The following is a 12,822-nucleotide window of genomic DNA, read 5'->3' on the forward strand; positions in this document are numbered from 1 at the left end:
CATATCGGACATCAATCACCGGAGGAAGGTGCATGCCATGAAGTGCGCAGTCATCGGCGGAACCGGGCTGATCGGGTCCCGGGTCGTGCAGAACCTGAACGCGGCCGGACATCAGGCCGTACCGCACTCCCTGTCCACGGGAGTGGACGTCCTCACTGGTCAGGGCGTTCAGGAGGCCGTGGCGGGTGCCGACGTCGTCATCAACCTGACGAACTCACCGACCTTCGACGCCGCCTCGCTCCCCTTCTTCCAGGCCTCGATGGACAACCTCCTCGCCGCGAGTGAGAAGGGCGGGGTCGGGCACTTCGTCATTCTCTCGATCGTCGGCGTGGACCAAGTGCCCGCACTGGACTACTACCGGGCGAAGGTGCTTCAGGAGGACATCCTCAAGGCCGGACCGATCCCGTACTCCATCGTCCGCGCCACGCAGTTCATGGAGTTCATGGACGCGACCCTGTCCATGACCGCCGACGGCGACACCGTCCGACTGCCGCGTACGCCGATCCAGCCGATCGCGGCCGCGGACGTCGCCGCCGGCGTCGCCGAAGTCGCCGCGGGCACGCCACTGAACGGCATCGTCAACATCGCCGGCCCCGACGTCTACCCCCTCGACGAGCTCGGCCGACTCACCCTGACGGCCAAGGGCGACAAGCGCTCCGTCGTCACCGATGACACCGCGGGCCTGTTCGCGGCCGCCCCGGGCGATGTTCTCACCGCTCCGGAACAGGCCCGGATCGCCCCCACTCACTACACCGACTGGCTGTCCTGAACCCACCCCCTGCGACGGAACCGCCGACCGCAGGACGTCGGCAGTCCGTCGTCATGGGCGGGGGGCCTCGGCGACAGCGGGGTTGCTGATCCCGTTCAGAGGCACGGCTCTTGCGTGCCTCCCCGCCCATCTGTGAAGATCACCGCATGAACAAGCGAAAGGACACCCGGGTCCTCGACCGGTGACCCGGACACAGCCGTGGGACCTGGGCGGCACTCTCAGCGGCCACCCCTCCCTCTACAGCAACGCCCTGGCAGTTGAGCGTCACCGCTCGGACCGGCCGCGGCATCAGCAACTCCCCGAGAAGGCGCCCCGGCCCAGCCGCCGCGCCAACCGTTCGACGTACGCCGCTGCGCGGATAGCCGCCTCTGCCACACGTCTCATCGGTTCCGCTCCCGATCGCGCGATGCTGTCCGTCCTGGACACGCGGCTTCGACGCATCGTGTGGCGGGATCATGCACACACCGTCGAAGCAACTCTGCGCGCGAGCCCTCTTCCTTCCGACCGCATACGCGAGTTGGGCCGGTGGTTCGCCGTGCACGGCGAACACCCCAACGCCGTCCGGTTCGGCATCCTGCTGCTGGGCATGGCCGGGACCGACGACGACGGTGGCATCCTGAAGACGCTGGGTGCCTTCTGGGCGTTCTCGACCGAGGCCTGTGCGTCCTTGGTACGTTCCCAGACCGACCCCAACCGGGCTCTGGCCGAACTGGCCCGGCAGGCGGAAGGCTGGGCTCGCGTCGACGCCGTTGGCCGACTCGAAGGAGCGGTCGACACCGACATCCGGGACTGGTTGATCCGTGAGTCGTGCACAGGCGACACCCTGGACAGCTATTTCGCACTGCACGCGGCAAGACTCGGTGACCTCGCTGGTGTCCTCGCCCGCGAGACCCTGGACGAGGAAACCCTGGCCGGCGCCGGCAGGGTCCTTGAAGCACTCACGGATGTCGACGGACCAGGACCTGCACTGACGTCGTACGACGACGCGGTGCGCGCGCTGAACGGTTACCTGCTCCACTGCACGGCAGGAGGCGTCACGCTGCAGCGACTGTGGAGCCTCTTGTCGATCGGACGCTTTCTGAACGACCCTCGTGCGAGCACGATGTGCAAGGAGCAGCACGAGTGGCGCCGTGTTCGCCACCGGTTCACGACACTGCTCGCCGATCCGGTGTCACGGAAACTCGTACGCGACGCCCTGACCGCCGAGGAGCCGAGCACCTTCCGACTCGCCGCGTGGGCCGCACAGTGGATGGACATTCCAGCCCGCCCGGCCCTGCTGCGCAGGGCGGAGCTGGAACCTCACGACAGCACCGTCTGGTACCTGCTCATCCACGACTGCCCGAGCGAGGACATCTCGGCCGTCGTCCGGGCGGCGGAACGGCTCCTGCCCCTCAGGAGTCTGCGTACCGGTCCGACCACGGAACTCGGCCTGGGAAGGGAGTTCGAGGACGATCGGGTCCTCGACCTCATCGTGAGCCGACTGGACCAGCACCCCGGCCACGGCTGGGAGTTGATCGAGACAGCCCTCGGCAATCGCACCAGCCGGAACCGCCGCATGGCGCTCCGGGCGCTCAAGGGGTGGCCGACCGAGTGCGTTCCTCCTGTGGCTCGTCGGGTCCTCCTTGCCGCTGCCGCACGGGAGCCCGTCCCCGACATCAGAACGGAAATGACGCACGAAGCCGGGCGACTGGGCTGCTGAGGAGCGGTTCGTCACGGAGATGGTCACATTCGACGAGGCTGTGCCGACCGGAAGAGAGGGCCCTGAACTGTCCGCCTGAGGGTCGGACCTCAGCCCTTCGCCCGTTCCGCCGCACTGCGTTCCACGCAGAACTCGTTGCCCTCGGGGTCATGCAGCGTCACCCAGCCCGTTCCGTCGGGCCGTCGGTGGTCGCCCTGAAGCGTGGCACCGAGCGAGAGCAGGCGCTCGACCTCCTCGTCCCTGGAACGGTCCTGGGGCTGAAGGTCCAGATGCACGCGGTTCTTCGCCGTCTTGCGGTCATCGACCCTGACGAACAGCAGGGTGGCCGCCGCAGCCTTCACCAAGGCCTCCGGATCCCCCGGAAAGTCGTCGTCGGAGAGCGAGCCGTCCAGGGCCTGGGCCCAAAAGCCCGCAAGAGCATAGGGATCGGTGGAGTCGATGGTGACATGGCGAATCAAGGAACTCATGCCTAACTCGATCACGAATGCCATCTCCCGTCCAGAGCTTGCAGTTCAGGGGCCGCAGGTCGGAGGTTGCTGTCCGGTGGTTGTTGTGCCGGGGGCCGCAGGTCGGAGGTTGCTGTCCGGTGGTTGTTGTGCCAGGGACCGCAGGTCGGAGGTTGCTGTCCAGAGGCTGCCGTTCAGGGGCTGCCCGCCGGAGGCGGCCGGTTTCGCGGACGGCTGCCCCGACGGGCTTCCGAGCACGATCGGAGAGTCGGTGCCGGCACGAGCAGTTCGTGAACCAGAGCCTTGCGCCGAGGGTCCCACCCGGTCGGCACCTGCGGGGCTCAAGCGGATCCGGCCACGGCGACACGCGCGTCCGTGTCACCGGCCGCGGCGGCGACGGGCGACTGAAGCCGCCGCACGGCTTCCAGATGGTCGCCCGTCCAGATGATGCGCACGCCGGTCCCCGTGGCCCGCCCCTCCGCGTCATGCAGGTCCCGTCGGACCGCCTCGACCAGCCGGGAGTTGTTCACCCGGTCGGACTTCAGCGGCTCCGGCACCGGCCCTTGGCTCTCCAGCCCCTCGGCCAGGCTCTGGTACCACCGGACGACCCGTTCCGCCATGATCAACAGCTCCCCCTGTGCGGCGGCGCGGTCCTCGAGCGGTCCGCCGCCCGGGGCCCGACGCCACAGCTCCAGGACCGCGTCGGCGGCCAGCCGGAGGCCGACAACACCGGTGATCAGAGTCGTCGTCTCGCACAACGGGACGGCCTTCGCTCCGCGCTCGGCCAGATACGTCCGGAAGGCGTCGTCCAGCCGGCGCGCCGCAGCCGCCGCCCGGCGGCCCTCCGGCGGTGCCTCAAGGGTCCCCGGCCCGGAAGCACAGCACGAGACCGCATAGCCCACCGCGCCGCGCACATAGCGCGCGCTGTCGACATACGCCTCCGCCAACGCCCTGGTGAGGGCGGCGGACGCGCCGCGCGGCCAGAAGAGCAGGCCGACGACCAGGCTCACCGCACAGCCGAGCGCGATGTCCTCGATGCGGAAGAGGATGACCGACAGGCCCACCGGCTGGGCGATGTTGAACAGGATCACCAGGGTGAGCGTGAAGGCGGCCTGACCGGCGGCGAACGAGATCGCGGCCGGGACGACGCCCGCGGTCATCACCGCGAGCGGCAGCAGGATCCACAGCACGGTCGTGTGGTGCCCGATGAGCTGGAGCAGTCCGGCGCCCAGAACCGAGCCGATCAGGGTGCCGCGGAGGGCCCGGAAGGCGGTCTGCCCGGTGTTGAGGGCGTTGGAACGCAGCACCGACAGGGTGCCCAGCATGATCCAGAAGGCGTGCTGGACGCCGGTCACGTTGGCCAGCGCCACCCCGATGCCCAAGCCGATGGCGCCGCGGATGCTGTTGTGCAGCCAGACCGAGCGTCGTGCGAGATGCGCCGCCGCGCGCTCCGTTGCGCTGGTCAGGGGACCGGTCGGCGATGCCGGCTCGCGTCCGAGCAGGCGGTCCGGCCAGCCGCGCCGGTCAGCGGCCCGGGCAGTGTCGACGTTCTGGGCGATCTGCAGGACGACGAAGGCCATCTCCTGGGCTCGGAAGGTCACATCGAGGCTGTCGACGAGGGCCTCGAGTTCACGCCTGTCGCCTGCCCCGCCGCCGGGCCCCGGCAGCCGGTTGACCGCTCCGTCCTCCAACGCGGTCAGGGCCGTGCGGAGCTCCTGCGTACGGGCGCGCAGTCGGTCCGGCGCGACGCCCGGATCGTCGAGCATCTCCGCCGACAGATCCAGCACCGCGGCAGCGGCCCTGCGGACCGCCGAGGACTGCAGGGTGCCTGTCGAACCGTCCTCGGCGGCGGGGGCGGACTCCACAAGGATCGCGCTCAGCCAGGTCAGCTCGTCGATCAGGCGGACCAGGGCCCGGGACCCGGTGGACAGGCCGGTGGGCCGGTAGGGGGTGGCGGTGAAGGCCTCCCGCAGCTTCAGGGTGCTCGCCTTGGTCTCCTGGGCGCAGGCCCGGCACTCCCCGAAGCCCGCGCCGACGGCTCGGCCCGCGAAATAGTCCGCGTCCGAACGCAGCTGCTGCGCCGCTGCTCGGCACACCTGTGCCGCCGGTGCGCTGAGCGGATCGGGCTGCGTCCTCGGCCACAGCAGGCAGACTGCGATCATCGACGCCCCGGCCGCCAGCACCACGCCGATCAGCCGGTCCGGCAGCTGCGCCAGGGGAGCGGACGCAGACACCGGCAGGATGAACGCCAGCAGCAGCGACGTCGTGGCGCCTGCCAGGACCGAGCTGACCACGCCGGAGAAGACCACGGCGAAGCCCACCACGACCGTCGCCCCCGTCGCGGTCCAGACCGAACGCGACGCGAAGGTACCCAGGGAGACCAGCACCAGCCACGCCGCGCCGAGCGCCGCATGGGCACGCAGCCGCTGCACCGGTGGGCCGGTGAACTCGACCAGCAGGAGCATCGCGAATGCGCCGAATGCGGCGAAGGTGCCCGTGACGGGCGCGTGGAAGACCTGGGTGCACAGCGCAAAGAGGGAGGGCATCACCACCGCTGCCCTGGCCGCCCGTCGCACGGCGGCCAGGACCGGATCCTCGCGGCGCAGCCACTCGGTGAGCTGACGCATCTGGATCATCACAATCCGCCTCGTCGAGGTGGTGGCACGGCAACCGGACGATGTCTCTCATCCATCCTGGGCCGCGATGCGCCGCCGTGGGGCCACAACCTCGGCGTTCAGCGGTGCAGCCATACGGTGCAGCCGTGCCGTGGAGCAGAGCGGTGCAGCCATACGGGGCAGCGATCGTTTCCGATGGCGACGTCGACGGCACCGCGCATCGCGTCGCCCACGGCGCCTGCCGGTGCGCGGCAGCCGGTGCGCCTGAGCTGTCCATCCTCGTTCGCCCTGGCGGTCTCGGCGAGCCGGGGGCGGGCGGCGGGCCATTCGGATGCACCGTGGTGGCGTCAGCCCGCGCGGGCTCCGACGCTGGATCCGGACGTGCCGCCGCGCACCCTGCCGCAGGGCTCTGGGAGGACCGTATGACCGCTGCACCGCCCGTCGCCGACGCACCGCCGGCCCAGTACGACGACCTGCGTGCCCTGGTCGTCAACTGCACGCTCAAGCGCTCGCCGGAGACGAGCAACACCCAGGGGCTGATCGACCGGAGCACCGCCATCATGGACGCACAGGGCGTGCACGTCGATGTCCTGCGGGCGGTGGACCACGACATCGCGACGGGCGTATGGCCGGACATGACGGAGCACGGCTGGGAGACGGACGCCTGGCCGGACCTGTACCGGCAGGTCCTGGCGGCCGACATCCTCGTCCTGGCCGGCCCCATCTGGCTGGGCGACAACAGCTCCGTGATGAAGCGGGTGATCGAACGCCTCTACGCCTGCTCCAGCCTGCTCAACGACGCGGGGCAGTACGCCTACTACGGCCGGGTCGGCGGCTGCCTGATCACAGGCAACGAGGACGGCGTCAAGCACTGCGCGATGAACGTGCTCTACAGCCTGCAGCACCTGGGCTACACGATCCCTCCCCAGGCGGACGCCGGATGGATCGGCGAGGCGGGTCCCGGCCCCTCGTACCTCGATCCGGGCTCGGGCGGTCCGGAGAACGACTTCACCAACCGCAACACCACCTTCATGACCTGGAACCTGCTGCACCTCGCCCGTGCCTTGAAGGACCTTGGCGGCATCCCCGCCTACGGCAACCAGCGCAGCGCCTGGGACGCCGGCTGCCGCCGCGACTCCGACAACCCCGAACACCGGTAGCGAGACGCCACGGGCGGGCCGCGGCCGAGCCGTGGTGTCCGGCCCTGTCCCGGCGGCGCCGGACACCGGTCGGGAAGGCTGCGGGCCCGGATCACACTCCGCCAGGGCCGCCCGCAACGGGCCGGGACGGTCTCCCGGCTGCCCAGGGCGGTCGGCGGCAGAGTGGAGCCCGGGGCGTCGGCGAGGCAGGCTTGGTGCATGAAGGCGCTCCTGCGCTCACCGCCTCGGCGAGGAGCCGGCGGCCACAGCCGGGTTCTCTTCACGCTGGTGCAGTGCGTGCCCTTCCTGATTGCGCTGGCCGTGTTGGTCATCGAGTTCACGCCTGCGCACTTCATCTATACCGGGCCGCTCCTCACCGCAGTCCCGGCGCTGGCCGGAGTGACGATGGGGCCCAAGGGCACCACCGCGGCGGCGGCTCTGGCTCTGGCCATCAGTGTGGCCACCGCGACCTACAACGCGGCCTGGGGCTCACTTCAGGTCTACACCAATTTCCTGGCGCTGGGCCTGGTCTCGGTAGCGGGTTTCATCAGCAGTAGCACGGTGCAGGCGCGCCGGCAGCGGGAGCTCGACCAGGTCCGCCGGATCGCCGTGGCGGCCCAGGACGTCGTACTGCGTCCCGTGCCCGGGAGACTGGGCCCCGTGCTGGCGGGCAGCCTGTGCCTGGCGGCAGGGACCGGGGCACGGGTGGGCGGTGATCTGTACGAGGCCGTTCAGACGCAGCACGGCGTCCGGATGATCGTCGGGGACGTCCGGGGCAAGGGGCTGTCCGCCGTGCGAGCCGTTGCGGCGGCGTTGGGCGCGTTCCGGGAAGCCGTGCACTACGACGACGATCTCGTGGAGGTCATGAACCGCTGCGCGGCTGCGCTGCGACGTCAGGTCGCCGTACCGGGGGCGTACGGCCAGGAAGTTCTGCTGGAAGGGTTCACGACGGCACTCATCGCGCAGGTGCCGGACGAGCCCGTGGTGCAGTTGATCAACCGAGGCCATCCGCCGCCGCTGTTGTTGCACGAGGGCAGGGCCACGCCACTGGTGCCGGCCGTGCCCTCGCCGCCGCTCGGCCTCGAAGACCTGACCCCCGGCCTCGTCGTCAAGGTGGAGAACTATCCGTTCGTTCCCGGCGACCGTCTGCTGCTGTACACCGACGGTGTGATCGAGGCCCGCAACCCCGACGGCGAATTCTTCGCCCTGCCGGAGATCATGGAAGGGATGCCCGCCCACACCACCCCGGCGGAGTTCCTGGAGCAACTGCACCAGGCGCTGATCCGCCACACCGGGGGCGACCTGGCCGACGATGTGGCGATGATCCTCGCGGACCGGCTCGGCAGCGAGCCGCGGACACCCCGCGGCGGGGCAGGGGCGGGGTAGCGGTTCGCCGGGACCGACGTTGATCAGAGGGTGAGGGCTGGTCAGCAGGTGGGGGCTGATCAGTGGGCAGGGGTTGATCCGCGGGTGGGAAGGAAGCTGGCGCGCTTCTCCCAAGGGGGACTCACTCCGCCCGCGGATCCCAGCGGAACCGTCGGACAGCCACCGCCGCACCAGCCACCCCCCACAGCAGCAGGACGCCGAACTCCCGCCAGGGGAGACCGGCCTGGTCCGTCGTGAACGCGCGGAGCAGGGCGTCGTTGAACGGCTTCACCGGCAGAGCACCGGCGATGCCGTTCAGCAGGGCGGAGTGGATCGGCATGTAGGTGCCCGAGATGAACACGAGGGGGAAGAGCACGAGCTGCACGACCGACGGCGCGGCCTCCGCGTTGCGGATCAGTGAGGCCACCGCGACGCCGAGGGCGCAGAAGGCGGCCGCGCCGAGCACCACGGGCACCGCGAGCGCGGCCCACTGCGAGACGGCGGGCAGCGAGACGCCGTAGAGCCCGCCGACCACCGTGATGAGCAGGACATCGACGACGCTCACCACGACACAGTGCGCGAGCAGACCCACGAAGTACACGGAGGCGGACAGGGGGGTGGCCCGGACCCGCTTCAGGATCCCGTTCTGCCGTCGCGTCGCGAGCACGATCGCCAACTGGCTGTAGCAGGACCCCAACACGGACACCGCGGCGATCGTGGACAGGTAGTACTGCAGCGCGGACCGCCCGTAGTAGAACCCGCTCTTCCCGATGCCGCCGAACAGCGCGCCGAACACCGCCATGACGACGACCGGGAAGACGAACGTGAAGAACGCGCTCTGCGGATTGCGCCAGAACGACAGCTGCTCGTAGCGGATCTGATGCCCGAGCAGGCCCAGGACCCGGCTCGGCGCCCGCCCGGCCGCGGCGTGGGGAGCTGCGAAGCTCACGGTGCGCTCCCTTCCGGCGCGCGCTCCGGCGCGCTGTGGTCGTGGTCGGTTCGGCGCTGATCGTCGTGGCCGGTCAGGCGCAGATAGACGTCCTCCAGGCTCGGCCGGCCGACCGTCAGCCCGGCCAGCACGGTGTCGCGGCGCAGCGCCCAGTCGGTGAGCCGGTGCAGCGTCTCGGTCGGCTCCGCGGACTCGACGGTGACCAGACCGTCCTCGCCGGGGACGGCCGGAACCGGCAGATCGGCGACGGTGGTTCCGGGTGGCAGCCCGAATCGGATCCGGGCCCGTGCCGTGTCGCGTCCGCCCAGGGTCGCGAGAGGGCCCGCGGCCACGATCTGCCCGTCGGCGATCACCGCCACCCGGTCGGCCAGTTCCTGGGCTTCTTCCATGTAGTGCGTGGTGAGCAGAATGGTGGTTCCCGCGTCGCGCAGGTCCCGCAGCAACTGCCAGGCGCCCCGGCGCGCGCCCGGATCGAATCCGGTCGTCGGCTCGTCGAGGAAGAGCAGGCCCGGGTCGCCGATCATGCCCAGCGCGAGATCCAGGCGGCGCTTCTGGCCACCGGCGAGCGTCCGGACCTTCTTCCTCTCCAGCCCGGCGAGACCGACCAGGCCGATCACCTCCGCGATGTCGCGGGGCGCCCGGTAGTACCCCGCGTTGCGGGCGATCGTCTCGCGGACGGTGAGATACGGCTCGACCGCGATGTCCTGCAGCACCAGCCCGATCCGCTCGCGCAGGGCACGGCCGGTGGCCCTCTCACCCGGGTCCAGGCCGAGCACGTCGACCCGTCCCGCGTCGCGGGCCCGAAACCCCTCCAGGATCTCCATGGTGGTGGTCTTGCCCGCCCCGTTGCGGCCGAGCAGCGCGAAGATCTCCCCGTGCTCGACGGCGAAGCTCACCCCCTGCACCGCCCGCACCCCGCCGTACCGCTTGTGCAGGCCCTCCACCACGACCGCGTCAGGCACGGCCGCCCCCTGACGCCCGATGGGCGGCCCCGGCCGTCAGGCTCGCACGCAACGGATCTCCAACGTCAGGTCGAGCCGGCGCCCGGCCATGGCACGGGCCGCCGTCACACCGAACTCGGTGCGGTCGACCCGAGAGACGGCACGGACGGTGAAGCCGTCCGCGAACACCTCGGAGCGCACGACCGAGAGGCTCGCCGGACGGGAGACTCCGCACACCGTCAGCGTGCCGGAGACCGTGGTGGCATCCACCCGGTCCGAGGCGAACGTGATCAGCGGATACCGGCCGGCGTCCAGGAACTTCGACGACCGTACGGCGGCGTCCCGTTGGGCGTTGCCCGTGCGGAGACTCGCCGCGTCGACCTCGGCGTGCACCCGCGACGCGGAGAGCGGCTCGGCCACCTCGACGGTACCGCCGCGGATCGCGAACGTGCCGTGCACCGGCAGAAGGCCGAAAACATGCCGTGTCCTGAACGAGAGGGACGAAGTGTCCGAGTCGATCGTGTAGCGACCGAGCCGGGGAGTCGTGTTGACGGTGTTGCCTGTTGCATCCATGCCCCCATTCCACGGCGGCGGGCACGCCGCGCGGCAGGGCGAACCGTTGCCTCCTCACCCGCCGACGGCATGCTCTCCCGCCCCGCGAAGGTTTGCCCCTCACCCCGCGAAGGCTTGCTCCCTCACCCCGCGAGGGCCTGCTCACGACCCCCGAAAGCCTGCTCACGATGCCCCGGCACACAACTTTCGTAGGGTCCGCCCGAGTCCGAGGTACCCGGTCCTGCCGGCCGGCCCGGGCTCGCGCGGCGGATGCCCTACCGTGAGCGTCATGACCGATGACCGGGGGGCGTGCGCGAGACCATGGCACGGCCGGCACCGGCTCGCCGTGGACGTGACGATCGCAGCCGTCTTCGTGCTCGTCGACACCGGCCTGACACTGACCGGCGCCACCTGGTGGCCGGTTCACCCGGGCGCGCTCGCCTGGGTCCTGCTGGGCGTGCAGGCGCTGGCCTGCGCCTCGCTCGCCGTCCGGCGCAGCGCCCCGCTGACCGTCGTCGGCGTGCTCGGTGCGTTCACGCTCGCGGTGACCCTGCTGATCGCACCGGCGGGCGTGCTGACGCCGGCCCACCAGGGGCAGGTATGGGCTCCCCTCTCGACCCTGCCGGCCGCCTACGGCCCGCTGTTCTACCAGCGCAACCGCCGGACGGCGTACCTCGCGCTGGCCGCCTTCACCCTCGTCGTCATGCGGCCCTGGGAGCCGTCCGTCACGAACATGACGATCGGGCTGCTGCGGACGGCGGTCGGGCCGCTGCTGGCGCTGTACTTCGACGCCCGCCGCAGGCTGATGCGGGCACTGGTCGAGCGCGCCGAGCGCGCCGAACGGGAGCGTCATCTGCTGGCCGAGCAGGCGCGTGCCGAAGAACGCGCCCGGCTCGCCGGTGAGATGCATGACGTGGTCACCCACCGGGTGAGCCTGATGGTGCTGCAGGCCGGCGCCCTGAGGGTGACGGCACCGGACGAGGCGACCCGGCGGGCGGCGGAGGAACTGCGCGCCGCGGGCTGCCAGGCGCTGGAGGAGCTGCGGGACCTGGTGGGCATTCTGCGCACCGCACCGGAGGGCGACCGGACCCCTTCGGTGGCCGGCTTCGCCGATCTGATCGCCGAGTCGGTGGCGGTGGGGACACCGGCCGAGCTGATCGAGGAGGGCGACCCCGCGCTGGCCTCACCGGTGGTCGGACGCACCGCCTACCGCGTGCTGCGCGAGGCGTTGACCAATGTGCGCAAGCACGCTCCCGGCGCCCGCGTGAACGTGCGAGTGGAGTACGGCAGCGCACAGGTGCGGCTGACGGTCCACAACACGCCACCGACCGGCAGACCGCGCAGCGGCCTCGCCGGCACTGGCTCCGGTCTCGGCATCGCCCATCTGCGGCAGCGCATCGAACTCGTGCACGGCACGTTGCGTGCCGGACCCTGTTCCGACGGCGGGTTCAGCCTGGAGGCGACGCTGCCCGCGTTCGTCCCGACCGCGGAAGCGGAGGTGTGAGCGTGGTCCGGGTGGTGGTGGTCGACGACGAGCCCATGGTGTGCGGGTTTCTGCGCACCATTCTCGGCTCGGCCCCGGACATCGAGGTCGTCGACGAGGCGCACGATGGCGCGGCCGGTATCGAGGCGGTCCGGCGCAGCCGCCCGGACGTCGTCCTGATGGATCTGCGCATGCCGGGCATGGACGGGCTGACCGCGATCAAACGCATCAACGAGCTGGACGGCCCGCCGCACATCGTGGTGCTGACCACCTTCGACGCCGACCAGTACGTGCTGCGTGCGCTGCGGGCCGGAGCGACCGGCTTCCTGGTGAAGTCGACCCCTCCCGAGGACCTCATCGGTCTCGTACGGACCGCCGCCCGAGGACACACCGTCCTGTCGCCCTCCGCCGCCCGCCGGCTCATCGCCGCGTCGACGGACAGCCTCTCGGCCCGCGACCGCGCCCGCGAACTGGTCGGCTCGCTGACCGAACGGGAGGTCCAGGTGCTGGCCGGTCTCGGCGGGGGCCTGTCGAACGCGCAGATCGCGGGGCGGCTCCATCTCTCCGAGGCCACGATCAAGGGCTATGTCTCGCGCATGCTGGACAAACTGGGCTGCGTCAACCGCACCCAGGCCGGCCTTCTCGCCCACGATGCGGGAATCGCCGACACCTAGCGTGTTCCGGCCCTTCGATCGGGGCGGAGCTATGGCTGTCACCGTTGTCACCGCGCGTCGGGCCCGACCACCCCTCGGTCCGTCTCGCGTGGCGCCGCCCGAATCAACGTCCGACAGGCAGGCGCTGTAGCACACTGCTCAGTGATCATCCGTGACGGGTGGTCGACGCAGTGTCACTACGCGAATGGAG

At 70.8% G+C, this 12,822-nt stretch carries 11 protein-coding genes; 6 read left to right on the forward strand and 5 right to left on the reverse strand.

Features of this window, described 5'->3' with window-relative positions; translation table 11 throughout:
- The first annotated feature begins 37 nt into the window (after positions 1-37).
- Positions 38-769, forward strand: coding sequence for an NAD(P)H-binding protein (locus ACFZCP_RS20790; protein ID WP_391428648.1), 732 nt, complete (start codon positions 38-40; stop codon positions 767-769).
- Between the two features lie 181 nt (positions 770-950).
- Complete coding sequence (locus ACFZCP_RS20795) at positions 951-2,468, forward strand: hypothetical protein (RefSeq protein WP_391428650.1); 1,518 nt, start codon at positions 951-953, stop codon at positions 2,466-2,468.
- An 89-nt stretch (positions 2,469-2,557) separates the two neighbouring features.
- Here ACFZCP_RS20795 and ACFZCP_RS20800 read toward each other — a convergent pair whose 3' ends face one another.
- On the reverse strand, positions 2,558-2,935 hold the full coding sequence (locus tag ACFZCP_RS20800; protein ID WP_391428965.1) for a VOC family protein: 378 nt from the start codon (positions 2,933-2,935) through the stop codon (positions 2,558-2,560).
- Positions 2,936-3,255: 320 nt separating this feature from the next.
- Positions 3,256-5,550 carry an FUSC family protein gene (locus ACFZCP_RS20805; protein WP_391428652.1) on the reverse strand — a complete coding sequence of 765 codons (2,295 nt, stop codon included), beginning with the start codon at positions 5,548-5,550 and terminating at the stop codon, positions 3,256-3,258.
- A 401-nt stretch (positions 5,551-5,951) separates the two neighbouring features.
- Here ACFZCP_RS20805 and ACFZCP_RS20810 point away from each other — a divergent pair, with 401 nt between their 5' ends.
- Both ACFZCP_RS20810 and ACFZCP_RS20815 read left to right on the forward strand, forming a co-directional pair.
- Positions 5,952-6,689 (forward strand): NAD(P)H-dependent oxidoreductase, encoded by a 738-nt coding sequence (locus tag ACFZCP_RS20810; protein ID WP_391428654.1) that lies wholly within the window; start codon positions 5,952-5,954, stop codon positions 6,687-6,689.
- A 276-nt stretch (positions 6,690-6,965) separates the two neighbouring features.
- Positions 6,966-8,054: a SpoIIE family protein phosphatase gene (locus ACFZCP_RS20815; protein WP_391428656.1), complete on the forward strand. Its 1,089-nt coding sequence runs from the start codon at positions 6,966-6,968 to the stop codon at positions 8,052-8,054.
- 121 nt (positions 8,055-8,175) lie between these two features.
- Here ACFZCP_RS20815 and ACFZCP_RS20820 read toward each other — a convergent pair whose 3' ends face one another.
- Genes ACFZCP_RS20820 through ACFZCP_RS20830 form a run of 3 tightly spaced genes read right to left on the reverse strand, consistent with a single transcriptional unit; the run spans position 8,176 to position 10,496 of the window.
- Positions 8,176-8,982 carry an ABC transporter permease gene (locus tag ACFZCP_RS20820; RefSeq protein ID WP_391428657.1) on the reverse strand — a complete coding sequence of 269 codons (807 nt, stop codon included), beginning with the start codon at positions 8,980-8,982 and terminating at the stop codon, positions 8,176-8,178.
- Complete coding sequence (locus ACFZCP_RS20825) at positions 8,979-9,944, reverse strand: ATP-binding cassette domain-containing protein (protein WP_391428659.1); 966 nt, start codon at positions 9,942-9,944, stop codon at positions 8,979-8,981. Before ACFZCP_RS20825 ends, ACFZCP_RS20820 begins: the two co-directional genes overlap by 4 nt.
- 36 nt (positions 9,945-9,980) lie before the next feature.
- Positions 9,981-10,496, reverse strand: a complete 516-nt coding sequence (locus tag ACFZCP_RS20830; RefSeq protein ID WP_391428662.1) for a YceI family protein — start codon at positions 10,494-10,496, stop codon at positions 9,981-9,983.
- Positions 10,497-10,764: 268 nt separating this feature from the next.
- Between ACFZCP_RS20830 and ACFZCP_RS20835 the strand changes: the two genes are divergently transcribed.
- Together ACFZCP_RS20835 and ACFZCP_RS20840 are read left to right on the forward strand one after the other, a co-directional pair.
- Complete coding sequence (locus ACFZCP_RS20835) at positions 10,765-11,979, forward strand: histidine kinase (RefSeq protein ID WP_391428664.1); 1,215 nt, start codon at positions 10,765-10,767, stop codon at positions 11,977-11,979.
- 2 nt (positions 11,980-11,981) lie between these two features.
- Complete coding sequence (locus ACFZCP_RS20840; RefSeq protein ID WP_391428967.1) at positions 11,982-12,632, forward strand: response regulator; 651 nt, start codon at positions 11,982-11,984, stop codon at positions 12,630-12,632.
- The last annotated feature ends 190 nt before the right edge of the window (positions 12,633-12,822 follow it).

It is taken from the genome of Streptomyces sp. NPDC007971 (assembly GCF_042958635.1).
Lineage (GTDB): Bacteria > Actinomycetota > Actinomycetes > Streptomycetales > Streptomycetaceae > Streptomyces.